Genomic DNA, 19,221 nt, shown 5'->3' with positions numbered 1-19,221 from the left:
TGCATGGTTGCACTGGGTGCAAACGCCGATGCGGGTCTGCGCCGGCAGCGCAGACCCGCAGCGCTACCGGGCTGGCAGGGGTGGGGTCAGGGTCCGGCGCAGGGGGCACCCGGGGATGATGAACCAGCACAGGGCGGCGGCCGCTGCGAGGCCGGTGGCTGCGAGGCCGACGGCGTAATTGGCGGGGGAGGGGAGCTCCTGAACCAGGACGAAGACGCCCATGGCCAGGACGAAGAACCCAAAGCCCTTGCGCAGTGCGGCTTCGGGGACGCGGCTGCTGAGGCGGGCACCGATGAATGAGCCAAGGATCGCCGCCACGGTGACACCGCCCACCAGCGCCCAGTCCAGGGAGACGGTGGTGAGGTAGCCGCCAAGCCCGGCGAACGACTTCATGGCGATAACAACCAGGGACGTGCCCACCGCTACGGGCATTGACAGCCCGCCGAGCAATGCGAGTGCCGGGACAACCAGGAATCCGCCTCCCGCACCCACCAGGCCGGTGACCAGGCCAACGGCTAAGCCTTCGCCGATGACTTTGCCGACAGGCAGGTCACCTTGCCGGGGTGCATCCGGGGCGTTCCTGCGGCCGCGGATCATCGCGAGGGAAGTGGCAACCATCATGAGGGCGAAGGCAATCATGAGGATGGTTCCGGGGATATGTCCGCCAAGCAGGCCGCCGCCGAAGGCTCCGGCCATGCCCGCGGCGCCGAAGACCAGGCCTGTCCGCCACCGCACACGCTTCCCGCGGGCATGATGCACAGCGCTGACCGCACTGGTCGCCCCGACGACGAAGAGGGAGGCCGCGATGGCTTCCTTCGGGTTCATGCCGGCGACATAGGTCAGGATCGGAACAGTGAGGATGGAGCCGCCCCCGCCGAGCAGGCCGAGTGAGATTCCGATCAGCACCGATAACAGGAGCGTCAGTAGGAGGGGAAGAGTCATGGGGATCTCTTACTGCTCCTGCGGTGCTGCGGGGAGCTGGGCGAGAACGGATTCAAGGGTCGGTTCGTCCCCGGTTCTGTTCCAGGGCATCGCGGACAGTGCCTTGCCCATGGCGCAGGTGTTGGTCGCTGCGGAGAACGTCAGGCCGGCGCCGATAACGCCGGTGAGGGTCCGGACACGCGGTGAGAGGAATTTCCCGCCGGCCAGCCCGGCGACTACCAGGGAACCGGCGGCCATACGCACCTGGCGTTCCAGCGCCCAGCGTTTGGACCCTTCGATGATGGGGCCTTCCGCCTCCCGGAAGCCGGGAACCCCGCCCACCAGCACCTGCGCATCCTCGAAACCGGCCGCGGCCAGGTTCTTCCGGGCTTCGGAGGCACGCACTCCGGATTGGCAGACGAGGACGACTGCGGACCGCAGCCGCGGGACCAACTCCCCGGCGTGTTCAGCAAGCAGTGGTAGTGGAACGTTGCAGGAGCCCTTGATGTGCGCTGCCTCGAATTCAGCGCTGGAACGCACATCAAGGACGAGGGCATCAGTGCCGGTGGCGAGCCAGGTCTTGAGCTCGGCGGCGGTGACGGTCTGGGGTGTGGGGTTCATGGGGTGTGTCCTGTCTGAGGGTCTGGGGGTCTGGGGTCTGAGGGTGTACTGGACTATCCGGCGGTCCGGGCCTGCTGCCATTCGGCCCAGCCCGCGTAGCTGCCGGCCAGTTCAACGACGTCAAACCCCGCCCGGCGCAGGGTGGAGGCCGCCACTGAGTTGCGGACCCCGGACTGGCAGTAGGTCACGATGACCCCGTCAGTGGGCAGCTGGCCGGTGTTCCACAGCACGCGTCCGGCGCTGAGCTGCTGCGAACCGGGGATGTGCCCGGCGGCGTGTTCAGTCTTGTTCCGCACGTCCAGCATCAGGGCCGGATCAAAGGCCTCCAGATCGGCAGGGGAGACGGTGCGCGGCGCCACAACGGGCAATCCGTCCAGGGAGGTGAGGTATCCCGCCACGTTGTCGATGCCCACACGTACCAGGTGGTCCCACAGTGCGGTGGCAGTTTCGCTGTCCGGCGCAAGCAGCACCAGCGGGCGCGGGTCGGACTCCGGGTCCACGGCCCACGCGCCGAAACTTGCGGTCTTGGTTCCGGCCGGAATGTTGAGGGCTCCGGGTACCGTGCCCTCGTGGACCTGGTGGTGGCTGCGGGTATCAACAAAGCCCAGCGTGTTGCCTGCCAGTCCCTGGGCGACACTGTCGGCCGAAAGTTCGGCCAGTGGTGCGCGTTCGCCCAGGATGGCGGGACCCTGGCGGTTTTCACGCTTCATCCGGCCGAAATAGGCGTGGGCATCGGGCTGTCCGGCGAGCAGCTCGGTTACAAACCCGGCCTCGTCATCGGCTGCGAGGTAGGGGGCCCACCAGGCGAAGCTGCGCTCATAGCCAACGGTGGAGGATGGGATGGCACCCAAGGCCTTGCCGCACGCGCTGCCGGATCCGTGGGCGGGGTAGACCTGAATGTAGTCCGGCAGGACCAGGAATTTCTCCTTCAGGGAGACGAACAGGTCATGTGCCCCGGCAAACCGGGTGTCGACTCCGCCGGCGGCTTCGTCCAGCAGGTCCGGACGGCCCAGGTCGCCCGAGAAGACGAAGTCACCGGAGAGCAGGAATCCCGGCTCGTTACTGGAGGCGCCGTCCGTCACGAGGAACGCGAGGTGCTCGGGGGTGTGTCCGGGGGTGTGCAGGGCCTTGATGCTGAGGTTTCCCAGTGTGATGGTGCTCTGGTCGAAAAGCCGCTCAGCCTCGAAGCCGTACTGCCAATCCTCCCCGCCCTCGCCTGAAACGTAGGTGGCGGCGCCGGTCGCGGCCGCCAGCTCACGGGTCCCTGAAAGGTAGTCGGCATGGATGTGGGTTTCGGTGACGGCCGTGATCCTCATGCCGTTCTTCTCGGCAAGCTCCCGGTAGACCTGGATGTCGCGCCGGGCGTCCACCACGATGGCCTCGCCCTTGGCCTGACACCCGATGAAGTAGCTGGCCTGCGCGAGGTCCTCGTCATAGATGCGCTCTAACAGCATGTTCTCTCCTGGTATAGCTCGAATGACGATACCCCTGGGGGTATCCGTATGCCATCAACGCTAATACCCCTGGGGGTATCGGTCAAATGGCCATCCAGGCGGGTCCGAACCAGCTGTGCACGCACAAGCGGCGACCAGCCCCGTCATCGAATGGGGTCGATCGCCGCTTTTTCAGCGGTTTCGCTGTTGCCTCAATGTGAGCGTGGCACATACTCCCGGGGGTATGTTTGCATCGGTCCGGGAAACCCCTGGGGGTATAGAATGAGCGAAACGGCAACCACTGAAAGGGCCCGCCATGGAACTGGAAGCGGACACGATGAAACCGGCAATCAACAGGCTCAAGCGGGCTCAGGGGCAGCTGAATGCCGTGATCCGTATGTTGGAGGAAGGCAGTGACTGCCGGGCAGTCGTCACCCAGCTTTCCGCGGCGTCCAAGGCCATCGACCGGGCAGGTTTCTCGATCATCGCCACCGGACTCGAACAGTGCCTCAAGAGCGAGGATCCCACGGCCGACAAGGCGGACATGGAGAAACTCTTCCTCACCCTCGCCTGAGCCCGGCCGAATCCAAGGCAACCCCTGCTTCCCGCAGCGCCAGGTACACCCGGTCCCGGGCGAAGGGCGGCCGGTTGAACCGCAGCCCGGTAGCATCCCGCAGTGCATTGGCCAGTGCCGGAGCCACCGGGTTGAACGGGCTCTCGCTCATGGACTTGGCGCCCAGCGGGCCCAGGGAATCGTTGGTGGATGCGAACAGCACCTCCGTCCGCGGCACGTCGGCGAACGTGGGAACGTGGTACTGGCGCAGGATCCGGGTCTCAACCTCCCCGGCATCGTCCACCCGCACCTCTTCGTAGAGCGCACCGCCGAGGGCCTGGGCCACCCCGCCCTCGATCTGCCCGCGGCACTGCATCGGGTTGACCACCACGCCCGCGTCCGCAGCCTGCACACTCTGCAGGATCCGGATCTCGCCGGTGCCCGGATCCACCGCTATCCGGAAACCCTGGACGTTGAACGCCACTGACCGCGGCGTTCCGCCCCAGCGGCCCTCGGCAACCAGCTCCACCCCGGCCTCCTGCGCCCGCAGATAGACCTCGGCCAGCGGTACGCGCTCGCCGCCGCACTCCACGGCGCCGTCCTCCAGGGACACCTGGGCCGAGGTGTTGCGGAACAGCGACGCCGCGAAGCCCTTCAACCGGGTGGCCAGTTCCGCCGCGGCAGCCAGGGATGCCTTGCCGGCGACCACCGTGCCGGTGGAACCGTACGCACCCGTGTCATGGTCCACCAAATCTGTGTCCGACTGCCGGATGACAATGTTCTCCGGGCCGGTGGACAGGGCGGTGCCGGCCAGCTGGGTGTGGACAGTGGTGGTGCCGTTGCCGAACTCGGCCGTGCCGACGTCGAGCCCGTACCGGCCGTCGGGCCGCAGCGCGATTCGGGCATGGGACACATGCCCGCGCGGCGGCACCGTGTCGATCATGGCGACGGCGGTGCCGGTGCCGACCAGCCAGCCCGGGCCCAGCGATTCCCCGGATCGGTCCGGGTCCCGGGCGCCGGCGTCGAGCGCGTTCCGCACGAGGTCCACGCACTGGTCCAGGCCGTAACTGCCGTACAGCACGTCTTCGGCGGCCGCGGGGGAGGTTGAGAGCATGGCGTCTCCCTCAACCACCAGGTTGCGCCGTTTGAACTCGAGCGGATCCAGGTTCAGGGAGCGGGCCAGCTCATCGAGGGCGGATTCGATGGCGAAGACCATCTGGCTTAGCCCGTAGCCGCGGAAGGCGCCGGAGGGCACGGTGTTGGTGTAGACCGCCCGGGCGTCAACCTTCTTGTTGGCGCAGCGGTAGACGGCCACGGATTCCCCGCAGCCGTGGAACATCACCCCGGGTCCGTGGTTGCCGTAGGCGCCGGTGTTGGTGGTGACATCAACGGCCAGCGCGGTGAGCAGCCCGCCCGCATCCGCCCCGGCGCGCACCCGGACCCGGAACGGATGCCGGGTGGTGGTGGCGGTGAACTGTTCCTCGCGGGTGAGTTCCAGCTGCACCGGTTTGCCCAGCCGCAGCGCCGCGAGCGCCGCGATGTCCTCCACCAGGACTTCCTGCTTGCCGCCGAAACCGCCGCCCACCCGGCCGGACACCACCCGGACCCGATCCTCCGGAAGGTCAAAGACCCGGCACAGGGTGCGCCGCACCAGGAACGGCACCTGGGTGGAGGTCCGCACCAGCAGCCGCCCGTCCTCGTCAAAGGACGCAATGGCGGCATGGGTTTCCAGGGCGGTGTGCTGCAGGCGCTGGCTGAAATACGTTCCCTCGTGCACCGCCGCTGCGGCGGCGAAACCCGCGTCCGGATCCCCCAGCTCAGCGTGCAGCTCGGCCACGATGTTACTCGGTGCAGGTGTGCCGACGCCGTTCTCCGCTGCGGCTGCGGCGTGCAGCAGCGGGGCATCCGGAGCCAGTGCATCATCCGGTTCGAAGACCGCAGGAAGCAGCTCATACTCCACTACCAGGGCGCGGACGCCGGCCTCGGCAGCAGCCACGGATGTGGCGGCGACGGCGGCCACCCGCTGGCCCTTGAACCGCACGACGTCGTCCAGCACCCGGGTGTCGGCGGGATCGTCGGTGTGCAGTTCGTGCTGGGCAGTGGAAAACCGCTGAGTGGGCGCATCGTGGTGCGTGAACACGGCCTCGACGCCCGGAACTGCCAGGGCGGCCGACGTGTCGATGGACAAGATCCGGGCGTGGGCGTGCGGGGAGCGGGCCAGCTTCAAGTGCAGCAGGCCCGGGAAGGAACCCGGTGGAAGGTCCAGGGCGTAACGCGCCGCTCCGGTCACGATGGCCGGGCCGGCGGGCGCGGGGATGTTGTGCCCCACTGATGCCGCGGCCCGGTCAGGCGCGCCGGCGTCGGGTTCGGCGGAGCAGCCCGAGCAGCCGGAGCCCGCCTGCCCGCAGATGTTCCGGGTGCCCGAGACGGCGTCCTCAATGGAGCGGTACCCGGTGCAGCGGCAGAGGTTGCCCTTCAGCGCCCGCGGCAGATTCTCCAGTTCCTGCGGCCCGAAGGTGGCTGCGGTCATGATGGCGCCCGCAGTGCAGAACCCGCACTGGAATCCCTGGGCGTCCAGGAACTGCTGCTGCATCGGATGCAGTGTGCCGCCGTCGGCCAGCCCTTCGATCGTGGTGACGTTCCGGCCTTCGGCGCGCCTGGCGGGATAAATGCAGCTGTGCACCGGAACCCCGTCCACGTGGACCGTGCAGGCGCCGCAGTCGCCGGCGTCGCAGCCCTTTTTCACCCCGGTGTTTCCGGCGGCCCGCAGGAAGGTGCGCAGGCACTGCCCGGGCGCGGGTTCGCCGTGGACGGGTTGTCCGTTGACCGTGTATGTCACTGTGCTGCCTCCCGTGCCTGCGGATCAGCGGCCAGTTCGGCGCGGATTTCTTCGCTCAACCGCTCGGTCATGTACTGCCGCCACTGCGGCAGCCCGTGAACGTCGTCGTGGTAGAGCGGGAACTCAATGGCGGCATCCAGTGCCGCGCGCAGCTCGGCCCGGCCGGGAACGCTGCCGAACCGCAGCTGGACCGGGCGCACGGTCGAGGCGGTCACGGTAAGGATGAAGGCCCCGTCCGGATCAACCCGGCCGATCACCAGGACGCCGGAGCGGCCCAGATTGGACAGGGACAGCCGGCGCAGGGCCGTGCGGGCCTGCAGGGCCGTGGCCGGAAGGGTCACGCTGCGCAGCAGCTCCCCGGGAGCGAGGGATGTTTGCCCGTCACCGGTGACCAGCTCGGTGACCGGTTGGGTGCGCGCCGTGCCGTCCGGCGAGAGCACCAGTGCCTGGCCGTCCAGCGCGGCGGTCAGGGAGGTCATCGGTCCGGCGGGAAGCGCGGTGCAGATGTTGCCGCCCACCGTGGAGACGTTCCAGACCTTGAACGACGCCACAAAGGCGTCGCAGCAGGGGCGCAGCAGTTCCAGGGCGGTCCAGTCCGCGGCGGCGGCCGGCAGGTCACCGGCAAAAGCGTACAGTTCGGCCACAGTGCAGGTGGCCGCGATTTCCAGGCCGTCCTCCCGGACGGTGAGCGGTTCCCATCCGGCCCGGGTGATGTCCAACAGCCGCTGCAGGCTCTGGCTGCCGTAGGAGAACAGCACCGTGCCCCCGCCCAGCCAGGCATCGCCGGGGCGCCAGTGCGCCGGGTCGGCGGTGGGGACCAGGTCCGTAATCGTGTTGATGTCCACGCGCAGGGATCTCCTAGCTGGCGGTGAGTTGGGTAACGGGACGGGGGGAGGCATGAATGGGGCCGCTCAGCGCGGACAACGGCAGCCCGGTGGCGCCGGCGTGGCGGGCGGCTGTGATCTCGGCGAACACGGACACTGCCACTTCTTCGGGGGTGCCGGCGCCAATGTCCAGCCCAATGGGGGAGTGCAGCCTGGCCAGGGAAGGACCGTCCATCCCGGCCGCCCGCAGTGCCCGCACCCGCTGCCGGTGGGTCCGCCGTGAACCCATCGCGCCGACGTATCCTGCCGGTGAGCCCAGGGCGGCAGCCAGGGCGGGAACGTCAAACTTCGCGTCGTGGCTGAGCAGGCACACCACGGAACGGGCATCCAGGCGGCCCGCAGCCTGTTCGGCGCGCAGCAGGGTATCCGGCCACTGCACGACGACGTCCTCGGCCTCCGGAAAACGCTCCGGATTCGTAAACGCCGTCCGGGCATCAACCACCGTGACGCGGTACCCGAGCAGGGCGCCCATCCGGCACAGCGCCACCGAATAGTCGTTGGCGCCCAGCAGGTACAGGCGCGGGGGCGCCGGGCGGCATTCCAAAAACAGTGCTGGCGCCTCGCCGCCGGAGCCACCGGCAGAGTCCCGGCCGGGCACCGGGACAGCGCCGGTCCTCCCGGCGGAGAGCAGGGACTCCAGCCGGGCGCGCATCTCCGTCAGGACGGCCGCTTCCACATCCGGGAGCAGATCCTGCAGGGCAGCGTCCAGGGCCGCTCCTGACGACACGGCGACTGGAAGCCTGCCGCCGTCGAGCCGCCGGAGCAGGGCCGCAGGGGCAGGGCCGGGCGGAAGCGCGCCCGGTGCCAGCGGCTGGATCCGGACGTCGAGGCTGCCCCCGCAGCTCAGCCCGGCGGCGAACGCATCGCCGTCGCTGTAGCCGAAGACCTCGGTCCGGGGGCTTCCATCGGCAATCGCTTCGAGGGCGGAGTGCAGCACCGCGGCTTCCACGCATCCGCCGCTCAGCGAACCCCAGAGCTCGCCGCTGCTGCTGGTAATCATCGAGGTGCCGGCTGGCCGCGGAACCGAGCCGGAGGTGCGGATAATCGTTGCGGCCGCGCAGGGAATTCCTGCAGCCAGGGAGTTGACGACGTCGTCCCAGTGATCCAGCACGGCACCTGCCCTTCAACGGGGTTACGCCGGCGGCACCCGCTACCGGTTAACCAGCAACCAAGCGGTGAGTTCCCCACCGGGCTGAGGGCCGGGCGGGCCTTAAATCCGCGAATCCAGTTCTTGTCTCTTGCTTTCACCAAGACCATTCGGCGCCGCACCTTGGCGCCGCGTAAAGCACTTCCGCACGAGTAAAGGGGCATTATCCGGGCCGGAATTGGAAGGAGCCTACCACGGGATTCCCTGTCCATCACCCGGGCGCCGGCAACCGGCGCAAAGTGTTCGGGGCGCCTGTCCAGCACCTGTCCGGCAACCACGGACCGTCCGGCAGCTTGACATGCTGTGACGCCAGACACAGACTATTTGAAATAGAAATTCCGCATCAAGGAAACATCTAGGAAATACTGCAAGGAAACACTGCAAGAAAAACTCAGCGGAACACGCATCAAGAAAACAGCAGAAAACCAGGAAAGCATCTAGGAAGCTTCACCGGAACATCGAATCAAGTCGGCCAACGCCGATGGTCAAGGGTGTGCAGCGCCGGGAAGTCCTATCTCCGCCCTTACCGAAAGCTGACACCCGTGGCCCTCACATCTTCCCCGGACTTCCTCTCCGCGTTCAACGCAGCCTCCATCGCGGACGCCAATGCAGCGTTGAAGCCCTGCGTCGACATCCCCCGCTGGACCTCGGAAATTGTCCTGGCCAGGCCCTTTGGAACGCCGGCGGAACTGATTTCCTTCGCCGAGCTGGCCGCTCCCGGCTGGACCGAAGCAGAGATCGACGGCGCCCTGGCGCACCATCCCCGGATCGGCGAGCGGGCGGACGGCAGCAGCAGCGAGGCGCAGTTCTCACGCCGCGAGCAGTCGGGCGTGGCAACCTCAGCGGATGTGCAGGCCCAGCTGGCGGCCGGAAACCGTGCCTATGAGGAGCGTTTCGGGCGGGTATTCCTGATCCGCGCAGCCGGCCGCAGCGCCGAGGAAGTCCTGGCCGCCCTCTCCCAGCGCCTGGACAACACTCCGGAAGAAGAACTTGATGTCATCGCCGCGCAGCTGCGCGAGATTGCCATCCTCCGACTCGAAGGGCTCCTGAACCAGTGAAAAGCCAGATCACCACGCACATCCTGGACACCGCCGCCGGCCGGCCGGCCCAAGGCATTCCGGTCTCCCTCCAGGCCGAAGCGGAGCAGGGCTGGCGGGAAATCGCCGCAGGGACCACGGATGCTGACGGCCGGGTTGCCGATCTTGGTCCGGACCGGCTGCCGGGGGGGACCTACCGCCTTGAATTCGCCACGGCGGCCTACTTCGAAGCTGCCGGAACGCCGTCGTTTTTTCCGTCCGTCAGCCTGACCTTCAACGTCAGCGGAACCGGGGAGCACTGCCACGTGCCCCTGCTGCTGAGCCCGTTCGCGTACTCCACCTACCGGGGCAGCTGACCGCCCGCTGCAGCGTGCCCGGGGGAAGGGCGGCCCGGACCTGCTGCGGCCGGGGGAGCGCCGCCGTCGCCCGGCCGGCCGCAGGATAACCCGGATATGAAGTAACCGTCGTCACATCAACAGCCCCTGCGTTGGGATAACCCAGTGGCTGGAAAGTAGTCTCATTGCTATGGCTCCATTCCGAAACAGCCGCGCTGCGGCGCTGCCTGCGAAACTGTCCCGCTCCTGGCTCCTGGCATCAGCCGCGGACGAAGCAAACTTCGGGCCTGCCCTGGCCTCCGAAGCGGACTCGGTCATCTTCGATATGGAAGACGCCGTCCCCGCCGACGGCAAGGCGGCAGCGCGTGAACGCGTGGTCGAGGCGCTCTCCACCGGAATGACCGCCTGGGTCCGCGTCAACGGCATCGAAACCGATTTCTGGGCAGACGACCTCGCGGCGCTGTCCAAGGCTCCGGGCCTGCGCGGCGTCATGCTGGCCATGACCGAAAAGCCGGAGCAGGTCACGCACACGGCCATGCGGCTGCAGGCCGGCACCCCGGTCCTGGCCCTGGTCGAATCGGCACTCGGCATTGAAAACGCGACGGCGATTGCCAGCGCTCCGGGTACCTTCCGGCTGGCCTTCGGCGTGGGCGATTTCCGCCGTGACACCGGCGCCTCGGATGATCCGATGGCCCTCGCGTACGCCCGTTCCAAGCTTGTGGTGGCGTCCCGTGTGGGCCAGCTGCCCGGTCCGATCGACGGCCCGACGGTGGGCACCCTGGGTGAGAAGCTGCTGGAGGCCTGCAAGGTCACCGCTTCGATGGGCATGACCGGCAAGCTGTGCCTCATGCCCGAGGCTGCGGACACGATCAACCAGGGCCTGTCACCCAGTGAGTCGGAAATCGTCTGGGCGCACGAGCTGCTGGAGGCACACGCCGCGGGCGCCGTCGTCGGCGATGGTTCCTACCTGCCCCGCCTGGCCCGCGCCCAGAAGATTTCCTCGCTGGCGGACTCCTACGGTCTCTGGAACGCGTAAGCGTTCCGCCTCGGCCGCAGTAAATCCGCAGCAGAACCGCAGCCCGCTCCCTTACGGGGGTGGGCTGCGGTGTTTAATCCTCGATCCCATCGTCGATGCCTCTCAGTAACTGCAGGACACTTGCCGTCAGGGCATGGGCATAGTCTTCGTCGTAGTCGGGTGAACTGATGTCCGCGAAGAAGTGCGTGCTGCCGGGATACAGGATGAGCTTGACGGAGGCTTCATCCAGTGTCGCGCCTCCGTCCCAGGCCCCGCCCGGCTCGGCGGCTGTGGACTCAACGAGGTTCTTGGCGGCGTCGAGGTCCCCTTCCTCCACGAACACCGGATCCTCGGCCATGGCATGGATTTGCAGTGGCACGCCGGCAGGCCAGGTGTAGGCATACGCGCCGGGAGGAACGCAGGTGCTGATGAGCACGGCACCCCGGGCTCCCGGTCTGGTCTGCGCCAGCCGCTGGGCGGGAAGGACGCCCAGTGAAAAACCGATGTAGACCAGGTCTTCCGGCAGCTGCTCGGCGATCCTCACGCCCAGTGCCTCGAGCGTCTCCAGGCCGACCTCTCCGGCGTACTCCAGCCCGGCCTCCAGGGTGCTGAACGTTTGCCCGTCATAGAGGTCCGGTGCGGTGACGGTGTGGCCGGCGTCCCGGAGCAGGTCCGCGAAGGCCTCCAGGCCCGGCGTCAGGCCAAGCTCGGAATGGAAGACCAGTACATTGGCCACCTGTACGCCTACCGTTCGACCAGGATGCCGTCTTCATCGGCCCAGAGCCGGGCGCCGGGGCGGAACGTCACCCCGCCGAACTCCACCGGCACGTCCACCTCACCCGCGGACTCCTTGGCGCTTTTGCGCGGGTTGGAACCCAGTGCCTTGACGCCGAGCGGCAGCTTGGCGACGGCGGCGCGGTCGCGGATAGGACCGTTAATAACGACGCCGGCCCACCCGTTGGCCACGGCGGCCTCGGCGATCATGTCCCCCATCAGGGCGGTGTTGAGCGAACCAGCGCCGTCCACCACCAGCACCGCGCCGTTCCCGGGGGAGTTCAGGACGGATTTCACCAGTCCGTTGTCCTCCAGGCAGCGGATCGTGCGCACCGTCCCGGTAAAGCGGGTCTGTCCGCCCAGATCCTGGAACTGCAGGGAGACCGAAGCCAGTGCTTCGCCGAGTTCGTCGTAGAGGTCAGCTGTGCTTGTTTCCATGGCACACACTGTGCCACACCGCACCGGGCCAGCCCTGGCCGGACGCGCAGGGAAGGATCAGGGGCGGCCGGCGGGAGTAAGGGCCTTGAGCCGGTCAACGATTTCCAGGAGTTCCTCCACCGGGCCGGAAGTTGGCGAGTTCTCCTGCTGGGGCCAGCCGCCCGGCAGCCCCTCGTTGTAGTACAGCCCGTCGCCCAGCAGCATGATTGCGCGTGCAATGGCACGGTCTCCCACTTCGTGAAACACCAGATCAAACCAGTCGCGGTGGATCTGCTGCAGCAGGTCCGACGCCGCGGGGTCTGAGCACTGGGCCAGCCGCACCGCGGCGATCAGCGCACGGTCAAGCGGGCTGCCGACATAAACGGAGGTGCGGACCAGGTATCTGGACGGACCCTCGGGATCGGTGCGCATCTGTTCCAGGTCAGCGGCAGCCAGTTCCTTCAGCCGCTCGACCACTCCGGCCGCCAGGGCTTCCTTGTTCTTGAAGTGGTACAGCAGGCCGCCCTTGGAGACGCCGGCCAGCGCCGTGACGGCGTCCAGTGTCGCCCCCCGCGGACCTTCATTGATCAGCAGTTCCTCGTACGCGGACAGGACGCGGTCCCGGGTGGATGTCTGTGCAGGCATGGTTTTACGGTACGCCATTTCTTCCTGTACAGTCTAGACGGTACAGTAACGTTCGGCCGGCTCCGGCTACGTGCTGTTCCGTCTTTTAATCCACAAGTTTTCGGCAGGGAGACCCCTGCCAGCATCCAAGGAGGAATTGTGCCTGCGGTACAGGAACGGCCCGTGCTCGCGCGGGCTGGACAGCGTGAATGGCTGGGACTGGCGGTCCTGATGCTCGCCGTCCTGCTGGTGGCGGTAGATAACACCGTGCTCAGCTTTGCCGTGCCTTCACTGTCCCGGGCACTGGCTCCCACCGGTACGGAACTGCTGTGGATCATCGACATCTACGCGCTGATCCTGGCCGGGCTCCTGGTGCCGATGGGCAGCCTGGGGGACAGGTTCGGCCGGCGGAAGATGCTGATGATCGGCACCGCCGGCTTCGGGCTCATCTCCGTTGCCGCGGCCTTTGCGCCGTCGGCGTCGGCCCTGATCGGTGCGCGTGCCCTGCTGGGCTTCTTCGGTGCCATGCTGATGCCCGCCACACTGTCCATCATTCGCAACATGTTCGTGATCCCCAGCCAGCGGCGGATCGCGATTGCGGTCTGGGCTGCCGGCTTCTCCGGCGGCGCGGCCCTGGGCCCGATTGTCGGCGGCACCCTGCTGGAGCACTTCTGGTGGGGATCGGTGTTCCTGCTGGCCGTGCCGGTGCTCATCCCGCTGCTGGTCTTCGGCCCGCGCCTGCTGCCGGAATCCCGGGACCCGAAGCCGGGCAAGATCGACCCGATCAGCATCGGACTGATCATGGCCACCATGTTCCCGCTGGTCTACGGCATCAAGACCGTGTCGACGCACGGGTTCGGGGTGGATTCCCTGCTGCCCATGGCTGTGGCCCTGGTTTTCGGAGCCGCCTTCGTCCGCCGGCAGCTGCGCCGGGACGAACCGATGCTGGACGTTCGGCTGTTCCGCAATCCGGTGTTCAGCGGCTCCATCTCCGCCAACCTGCTTAGCGTCTTCGCGCAGGTCGGGTTCATCTTCTTCTTCTCCCAGCATCTGCAGCTGGTCCTGGGGCAGACGCCCCGGGAGGCCGGCGTGATGATGCTCCCGGGCCTGATGCTCACCATCGTCGCCGGGCTGCTCGTGGTGAAGGTGGTGCGCCGGGTCCGTCCCGCCTACGCAGTGGCAGGCGGTCTGCTCTTCAGTGCCGTCGGCTACACCGTGGTGCTGCTGACCGGACACAATGAAAGCCCGCTGGGCCTGATCATTGCGTTTATGATCCTGGGCGTCGGTGTTGGCTCCGCGGAGACCATCTCCAATGACCTCATCCTCTCCAGTGTCCCGTCCGCAAAGGCCGGAGCGGCGTCGGCCATCTCCGAAACCGCCTATGAGGTGGGCGCCGTGCTGGGCACCGCCGTGCTGGGCAGCATCCTGACGGCCGGCTACCGCAACGGTGTTGTTCTCCCGGCGGGGATGGATCCGGACGCGGCGTCCGCCGCCGGGGAAACCCTGGGCGGCGCCGTCGAGGCAGCCAAGACCCTCCCCGGTCCGCAGGCCGCGGACCTGCTGGCCTCGGCCCAGGCTGCGTTCGACTCCGGTGTGGTGGCGACGTCGGCAATCGGCATTGTGCTGATGGTCGCCGCGGCTGCCGGTGCCGTGGTGGCACTGCGCCGCGTGGCGCCGGACAGCGGTGAGCCTGAGGAAATGCAGCCCGCAGCTGAAAAGCCCGCGCCGGCGGCCGCCGGCAGCAAGGCCTAACCGCCAGAGACCGGAACCCCGGTGAGGAGGCTGGAGTCTGACTCACCGGGGTGCACGATCAGCACCGGGCAGTGGGCGTGCGCAGCGGCGGCGGAGCTGACCGAGCCGAGCAGCAGCCCTTTGAAGCCTCCTCGGCCCCGGCTGCCCACCACCAGCAGCTCCGCCCCTCTGCTCGCCTCCACCAGGACGTGGACCGGCTGGCCGGCTACGGCCGTTTTCGTGAGCCCTTCCGGGAATTCCTCTCCGAAAGCCGCCGTCAGGGTGTCATCCAGTGCAGATTCGGCTTCGACCCGCGGCGTCCACTCCGTGGAAGCAACGGGAACCGCCAGGGCAACCGGATACGACCATACGGACACTGCCTGAAGGTGGCACTGCAGCAAATCTCCGAGCCGGCGCGCGGTCCGCAGCGCCACCAGTGAGAGCGCCGATCCATCCACTCCGACCACGATCCGGCCGCCGGGGTTCGTACTCATCTGGTCTTCTTCCTGTCTGTCGGGACCCTCTTGAGGGGGCCCGGGAGTCGAAACTTCTGCCCAGTCTGCCCTGCCTCCGCCTGTCCCACTAGGCCTGCCGTGGGTTGTCCGGGCTGTGATGGCCGACGGCGGTGGGCGGCGCGGCGGTATGCGGCGGGGACGGCCTACCGCGGGGACGACCTGTCGCGGGCGGCGCGGCGGTATGCGGCCCGCCGAACGGCGGTTGGCCCCAGCGGGACACGCGTAACGGATTCTCCGGTCCCGGTGCCGGTCCGTAGGATCAGGACGTGTCTCCCACCTCCTCCCCGCGAGCCAATAATGCTCCCTTGGGCACCGGCCTGCTGCTGGTGCTGGCGTTCCTGGCCGCTACGGGCCCGTTCACCACGGACCTCTATCTGCCGTCCTTCCCCGAGATCGCCCGGGAGCTCGGGGCCTCGGCGTCGGGCGTTCAGCTGACTCTGACGGCGTTCCTGATCGGCATGGCTGCGGGCCAGCTGGCTTTCGGTCCGTTGTCCGACAGGTACGGCCGGTTCCGTCCGCTGCTCCTGGGGTCCGGCGCCTTCGTCCTTGCCTCGGTGGTCTGTGCGATCGCGCCGAACCTGGAGGTCCTGATCGCGGCGCGGTTTGTGCAGGGGCTGTGCGCTGCCGCAGGGCCGGTGATTGCCCGGGCCGTGGCCTCCGACCTGACCTCCGGTGCCGCCGCCGCCCGCACCTTTAGCCTGCTGATGACCATTGGCGGAGTTGCTCCCGTCCTGGCGCCGGTGCTGGGTGGGATTCTGACCGGCGTGTGGGGCTGGCGGGGAGTGCTGTGGACGCTGGCCGGAATTGCCGCTCTGATGTTCGCCTGTGCCGCAGCCGTGGTGCGGGAGACGCTGCCGGTAGGGAAGCGGTCGCAGGGGCCGGCGTTTGCCGGGCTGGGCCGCGTGCTGCGCCAAGGCCGGTTCGCCGGCTACGTTCTGCTCTTTGCCAGTTCCTTCGGCGTGCTGATGGGTTACATCTCGGCGTCCCCGTTCGTCTACCAGAGCCTCATGGGCCTGAGCCCGGAGGTTTACGGCCTGATGTTCGGCCTGAACGCGGCCGGAATGGTGGGTGCGGGGTTCATCGCGGCCCGCCTGGCCCGCCGGGTTCCGGCCCGCCGGATGGTGGTGTGGGCCGTTGCGGTGCTGACCGGGGCGGCAGCTGCGATGCTCATTCTGGTGCTGACCGGAGTGCCGCCGCTGCTGCTGGTTATCCCGCTGTTCTGTGCGGTCTGTTCGCTCGGGTTCATCATGGGAAACACCACAGCCCTGGCCCTCGCAGAGGCTGCGGGAGCCACGGGGAGCGGCTCCGCTGTTCTTGGCGGAGCGCAGTTCCTGATGGGCGCCGCGGTGTCCCCGCTGACCGGGCTTGCCGGCGAGAACTCGGCACTGCCGCTGGCCCTGGTGATGCTCGGATCTGCCCTGCTGGCCGGTGCCGCGGTTGCCCTCACCCGCGGGCGGCATCCCGCGTAGACTGGGCGGACCATGCGACACATGAATAAGTACCGCACGCCCATCGTCTGGCTTCTCATCATTGGTCTGGTGGGGAGCATCAGTGTTGGCTTCCTCGGCCTCTTCTTCTAGCGCTTCTTGCTAGCGCGTCAGCCCGGCTTGAACCCAGCCCCGCCTCCGCCATAGGGTACTAAGTATGCTTACCTAAATGGTTGGCGGGCCGCCGCAAGCGGCTCCACGTCCATAAACTGTGGAAAGTTGGGAATACTCAATGGCCAATGAACAGAATGCGGACCAGTACACCTTCCAGAACCCGGTCACCCGGTATCCGTCCATCTCGCCGCCCAAGCAGGATCAGCCGGAACCGGGCCTCGACGCAGACCTCGAACCCCAAACCGACCGCGGCGAGGATTCCTATCGCGGCACCGGCCGGCTCCAGGGGCGCAAGGCGCTGATCACCGGAGCTGATTCCGGCATTGGCGCGGCAGTGGCCATCGCCTTCGCGAGGGAAGGGGCCGACGTCGCCCTGGCCTACCTCCCGGAGGAGGAAGAGGACGCCGCCCACGTTATGGAGGTCATTCGGGAAACCGGACGCACCGCCGTCGGGATCCCCGGCGACGTGCGGGACGCAGCCTACTGCGCGCAGCTGGTGCAGGACGCGGTCGACGGCCTGGGCGGCCTCGACATCCTGGTGAACAATGCCGGCAAGCAGATCGCGGTGGAGAGTCTTGAGGACCTCAGCGATGAGCAGCTCGATGACACGTTCAAGACGAACATTTACTCGTTCTTCCGGATCACCAAGGCAGCACTGCCGCACCTGCCCGCAGGTTCCAGCATCATCAACTCCACGTCGATTCAGGCGTACAGCCCGTCCCCGCACCTGCTGGACTACGCGAGCACCAAGGCAGCGATCAACAACTTCACCAAGGGCCTGTCCCAGCAGCTGGCGCCCAAGGGTATCCGGGTGAACGCCGTCGCGCCGGGACCGTTCTGGACCCCGCTGCAGGTTTCCGACGGGCAGCCCAAGGATGCCCTGCCGGAGTTCGGCAAGGACACCCCGCTGGGCCGCGCCGGACAGCCGACCGAGCTCGCACCCGCGTACGTGTTCCTCGCCTCCTCGGAATCCAGCTACGTGGTGGGTGAAACCCTCAACGTCAACGGCGGGATGCCCAGCCCCTAACCTGCTCATCAGCGCCAAACGGGGCCGCCTCCACTGTGTGGAGACGGCCCCGTTTTTCGTGGTGCTTTAGTCGGTTTCCTGAACTGCAGGGAAATGGGCGCGGTCCACACGGCGGTGGAAGCGCATACCTGCCAGGCCGCCCAGCAGGGCGCCGATAAGGCTGACCACCAGGCTCGCAGCCACAGCCAGCCAGGTTCCGAAGGAGATGTCACCCAGGTCCTCCGGCAGCGGAGCCACAGAGTTCAGCTGGGTGATGCTGCGGATGTCGTTGCCGAAAACCAGGCCAAGAACAATAACGACGGCGGCCGCGACCAGCGCCCACAGCCACACGGCGAGGCCCTGCTTCAGGCCGTTGAACCGTGCCATCCGGCCGGCCACATAGCCGCCGGCGTAGTACGCCAGCAGCAGTACAGCCAGGGTGATGATCGCCCCGGTCAGTCCGGCGGACTGGTTTGCTGCCGCCTGCTCCAGCGCCGCACCGAGGTCCGTGTCCGTGGAGACGCCGACGGCGGCTCCGATCGCTGCCGCGGCGGCGGACAGGAGGACGACCATGCCGGTGGCCGTCAGCCAGCCAAAGAACGCGGCGCCGAATTTGATGCCGCCAAAACGCTCCCGTTCCGCGGCCAGCAGGCCCTCGCGGTTGGGCAGGCCCTGGGCGCGGGGGCCGCGGCCGGCGTGCCGTGTCTGGGTGCTGGACTCGCGGCGGTTCCGATCCGGCTGGTTACCGTCCGCACGCGTGTCCTCGGTGTAATCCGTATGGTCCGTTCTGTAAGCGGAATCGTTGGGGTCGCGCGTGCCGGTAACTTCGGCGTCGGCCCGGGTGCCGTCAGTGGCCCGGTTGCCTGCTGCCGCCGCGCGGGCGTTGGCGGTCCTGGTTCCGGCAGCTGCCGTCCCGGCGCCGGCCCCGGAAGTACCCAGGACCTGGGTGTCGTTGTGCCGGGCGCCGCTGTGCCCGAGTATTTCGGTGTCATTTTGCCGGCCGTTGCCGGTGTTGAGGACTTCGGTGTCGTTGTGCCTGGGGCCGTCGGTGTTGAGGACCCGGGTGTCGTTTGCCCGCGGGCCGTCGGTGCTGATGACTTCGGTGTCGTTGTGCCGGGCGTGGCCCTCCCGTAGTACCTCGGTGTCGTTCCTCCGGGGATCAGTGGCTCCACTGGTGTTCAGCGGGCGTGTCACGTCCGGCTCGCTGCCTTCCGGGTTACTGCCGGCGCTGCCGCCCTGACCTGAGGCGATATCCTCTGCCCGCCGCCGGCGTTCGCCTGCGGCCGTGCTGCCTGACTCTGTGCTCATCTGCTGCTCCTTGCCGTCGAGTGCTGGCTGACTGAAGACGATGACTTCATAAGCAACCTTACTGTATCGGCCGTTTTGGCGGGCGGCTGGTGAGGGGCGGCAGGGGTTATTGGGGGAGGGGGCGGGCTGGGAGGGAGGGGGTAGGGCACCGTGGGGCTGCGGGCGACTGGGGCCGGATGCGGCGTGGGCAGGTGCGGGAGGAGGTGGCGGCCCAAACTTCCCAGACTATGTGTCCCTTGTGGCTGGTGGGGTCCCGTAGGTAACACCGGCAACATTTGGTGGGAAGGCTGGGCAGCACGGTCCGCGTTGACGACACGCGTTCCCACGCTCTGTAAACTCTCGTGACTGGTGTGACCCCAACTGCCACTGCAGCAACGAACAGTGGGAACGCGTGTCGTCACGGTGTGGCTGGCTGGCTGGCTCCCGGCCCCGGGCCCGCCGGACCTCCCGGCCCCGAGGC

The 19,221-nt window shown here is 67.8% G+C and carries 18 protein-coding genes; 7 read left to right on the top strand and 11 right to left on the bottom strand.

The window, feature by feature from the left end:
• Positions 1 to 63: 63 nt before the first annotated feature.
• Genes H9639_RS05225 through H9639_RS05215 form a run of 3 tightly spaced genes read right to left on the bottom strand, consistent with a single transcriptional unit; the run spans position 64 to position 2,996 of the window.
• The gene (locus tag H9639_RS05225; RefSeq protein ID WP_191807079.1) at positions 64 to 942 is read right to left on the bottom strand and encodes a sulfite exporter TauE/SafE family protein; all 879 of its coding nucleotides are present in this window, start codon (positions 940 to 942) and stop codon (positions 64 to 66) included.
• Between the two features lie 9 nt (positions 943 to 951).
• Positions 952 to 1,542 carry a rhodanese-like domain-containing protein gene (locus tag H9639_RS05220; RefSeq protein WP_191807078.1) on the bottom strand — a complete coding sequence of 197 codons (591 nt, stop codon included), beginning with the start codon at positions 1,540 to 1,542 and terminating at the stop codon, positions 952 to 954.
• Between the two features lie 53 nt (positions 1,543 to 1,595).
• On the bottom strand, positions 1,596 to 2,996 hold the full coding sequence (locus tag H9639_RS05215) for an MBL fold metallo-hydrolase (protein WP_191807077.1): 1,401 nt from the start codon (positions 2,994 to 2,996) through the stop codon (positions 1,596 to 1,598).
• A 295-nt stretch (positions 2,997 to 3,291) separates the two neighbouring features.
• Here H9639_RS05215 and H9639_RS05210 point away from each other — a divergent pair, with 295 nt between their 5' ends.
• On the top strand, positions 3,292 to 3,549 hold the full coding sequence (locus tag H9639_RS05210; protein ID WP_191745498.1) for a metal-sensitive transcriptional regulator: 258 nt from the start codon (positions 3,292 to 3,294) through the stop codon (positions 3,547 to 3,549).
• Here the strand turns inward: H9639_RS05210 and H9639_RS05205 are convergent.
• The 3 genes from H9639_RS05205 to H9639_RS05195 are packed head-to-tail and all read right to left on the bottom strand — an operon-like array spanning position 3,536 to position 8,362.
• Positions 3,536 to 6,367 carry a molybdopterin-dependent oxidoreductase gene (locus H9639_RS05205; protein ID WP_191807076.1) on the bottom strand — a complete coding sequence of 944 codons (2,832 nt, stop codon included), beginning with the start codon at positions 6,365 to 6,367 and terminating at the stop codon, positions 3,536 to 3,538. The genes H9639_RS05210 and H9639_RS05205 overlap by 14 nt on opposite strands.
• Positions 6,364 to 7,212 (bottom strand): FAD binding domain-containing protein, encoded by an 849-nt coding sequence (locus tag H9639_RS05200; RefSeq protein WP_191807075.1) that lies wholly within the window; start codon positions 7,210 to 7,212, stop codon positions 6,364 to 6,366. Before H9639_RS05200 ends, H9639_RS05205 begins: the two co-directional genes overlap by 4 nt.
• Positions 7,213 to 7,225: 13 nt before the next feature.
• Complete coding sequence (locus tag H9639_RS05195; RefSeq protein ID WP_318241982.1) at positions 7,226 to 8,362, bottom strand: XdhC family protein; 1,137 nt, start codon at positions 8,360 to 8,362, stop codon at positions 7,226 to 7,228.
• 578 nt (positions 8,363 to 8,940) lie between these two features.
• On the opposite strand from H9639_RS05195, the gene uraD reads away from it, so the two are divergent.
• The 3 genes from uraD to H9639_RS05180 all read left to right on the top strand — a co-directional run bounded on the left by uraD (position 8,941) and on the right by H9639_RS05180 (position 10,806).
• Positions 8,941 to 9,456 (top strand): 2-oxo-4-hydroxy-4-carboxy-5-ureidoimidazoline decarboxylase, encoded by a 516-nt coding sequence (gene uraD / locus H9639_RS05190; protein WP_191807074.1) that lies wholly within the window; start codon positions 8,941 to 8,943, stop codon positions 9,454 to 9,456.
• Positions 9,453 to 9,791, top strand: coding sequence for a hydroxyisourate hydrolase (gene uraH / locus H9639_RS05185; RefSeq protein ID WP_191807073.1), 339 nt, complete (start codon positions 9,453 to 9,455; stop codon positions 9,789 to 9,791). Before uraD ends, uraH begins: the two co-directional genes overlap by 4 nt.
• 169 nt (positions 9,792 to 9,960) lie before the next feature.
• Positions 9,961 to 10,806: an HpcH/HpaI aldolase/citrate lyase family protein gene (locus H9639_RS05180; protein ID WP_191807072.1), complete on the top strand. Its 846-nt coding sequence runs from the start codon at positions 9,961 to 9,963 to the stop codon at positions 10,804 to 10,806.
• Positions 10,807 to 10,879: 73 nt separating this feature from the next.
• Here H9639_RS05180 and H9639_RS05175 read toward each other — a convergent pair whose 3' ends face one another.
• From H9639_RS05175 to H9639_RS17015, 3 genes are read right to left on the bottom strand one after another with little or no spacing between them, the layout of a single operon-like run.
• Positions 10,880 to 11,521 (bottom strand): dienelactone hydrolase family protein, encoded by a 642-nt coding sequence (locus tag H9639_RS05175; RefSeq protein WP_191807071.1) that lies wholly within the window; start codon positions 11,519 to 11,521, stop codon positions 10,880 to 10,882.
• 8 nt (positions 11,522 to 11,529) lie between these two features.
• Entirely contained in the window at positions 11,530 to 11,997 is a 468-nt protein-coding gene (gene rraA, locus H9639_RS05170; RefSeq protein ID WP_191807070.1) for a ribonuclease E activity regulator RraA, read from the bottom strand.
• Between the two features lie 57 nt (positions 11,998 to 12,054).
• Entirely contained in the window at positions 12,055 to 12,621 is a 567-nt protein-coding gene (locus tag H9639_RS17015; protein ID WP_191807069.1) for a TetR/AcrR family transcriptional regulator, read from the bottom strand.
• 138 nt (positions 12,622 to 12,759) lie between these two features.
• On the opposite strand from H9639_RS17015, the gene H9639_RS05160 reads away from it, so the two are divergent.
• Positions 12,760 to 14,352: an MFS transporter gene (locus tag H9639_RS05160; RefSeq protein WP_318241981.1), complete on the top strand. Its 1,593-nt coding sequence runs from the start codon at positions 12,760 to 12,762 to the stop codon at positions 14,350 to 14,352.
• On the opposite strand, the gene H9639_RS05155 is transcribed toward H9639_RS05160, so the two are convergent.
• The gene (locus tag H9639_RS05155) at positions 14,349 to 14,825 is read right to left on the bottom strand and encodes a universal stress protein (RefSeq protein ID WP_191807068.1); all 477 of its coding nucleotides are present in this window, start codon (positions 14,823 to 14,825) and stop codon (positions 14,349 to 14,351) included. The two genes, H9639_RS05160 and H9639_RS05155, sit on opposite strands and share 4 nt — an antisense overlap.
• A gap of 287 nt (positions 14,826 to 15,112) precedes the next feature.
• Here H9639_RS05155 and H9639_RS05150 point away from each other — a divergent pair, with 287 nt between their 5' ends.
• Positions 15,113 to 16,315 carry a multidrug effflux MFS transporter gene (locus H9639_RS05150; protein ID WP_191807067.1) on the top strand — a complete coding sequence of 401 codons (1,203 nt, stop codon included), beginning with the start codon at positions 15,113 to 15,115 and terminating at the stop codon, positions 16,313 to 16,315.
• 250 nt (positions 16,316 to 16,565) lie between these two features.
• The gene (locus H9639_RS05145; RefSeq protein WP_191807066.1) at positions 16,566 to 17,474 is read left to right on the top strand and encodes an SDR family oxidoreductase; all 909 of its coding nucleotides are present in this window, start codon (positions 16,566 to 16,568) and stop codon (positions 17,472 to 17,474) included.
• A gap of 66 nt (positions 17,475 to 17,540) precedes the next feature.
• Here H9639_RS05145 and H9639_RS05140 read toward each other — a convergent pair whose 3' ends face one another.
• Entirely contained in the window at positions 17,541 to 18,761 is a 1,221-nt protein-coding gene (locus tag H9639_RS05140) for a hypothetical protein (RefSeq protein WP_191807065.1), read from the bottom strand.
• Positions 18,762 to 19,221 lie beyond the last annotated feature (460 nt).

Origin of the sequence: Arthrobacter gallicola (assembly GCF_014836775.1) — a bacterium.
Lineage (GTDB): Bacteria > Actinomycetota > Actinomycetes > Actinomycetales > Micrococcaceae > Arthrobacter_B > Arthrobacter_B gallicola.
This window is presented reverse-complemented; position numbering and strand designations above follow the sequence as displayed.

Coding starts and splice junctions, on each gene's coding strand:
- H9639_RS05140 (WP_191807065.1), bottom strand. CDS start 18,761: ATGAGCACAGAGTCAGGCAGCACGGCCGCAGGCGAACGCCGGCGGCGG.
- H9639_RS05145 (WP_191807066.1), top strand. CDS start 16,566: ATGGCCAATGAACAGAATGCGGACCAGTACACCTTCCAGAACCCGGTC.
- H9639_RS05180 (WP_191807072.1), top strand. CDS start 9,961: ATGGCTCCATTCCGAAACAGCCGCGCTGCGGCGCTGCCTGCGAAACTG.
- H9639_RS17015 (WP_191807069.1), bottom strand. CDS start 12,621: ATGCCTGCACAGACATCCACCCGGGACCGCGTCCTGTCCGCGTACGAG.
- rraA (WP_191807070.1), bottom strand. CDS start 11,997: ATGGAAACAAGCACAGCTGACCTCTACGACGAACTCGGCGAAGCACTG.
- H9639_RS05210 (WP_191745498.1), top strand. CDS start 3,292: ATGGAACTGGAAGCGGACACGATGAAACCGGCAATCAACAGGCTCAAG.
- H9639_RS05220 (WP_191807078.1), bottom strand. CDS start 1,542: ATGAACCCCACACCCCAGACCGTCACCGCCGCCGAGCTCAAGACCTGG.
- H9639_RS05215 (WP_191807077.1), bottom strand. CDS start 2,996: ATGCTGTTAGAGCGCATCTATGACGAGGACCTCGCGCAGGCCAGCTAC.
- H9639_RS05225 (WP_191807079.1), bottom strand. CDS start 942: ATGACTCTTCCCCTCCTACTGACGCTCCTGTTATCGGTGCTGATCGGA.
- H9639_RS05155 (WP_191807068.1), bottom strand. CDS start 14,825: ATGAGTACGAACCCCGGCGGCCGGATCGTGGTCGGAGTGGATGGATCG.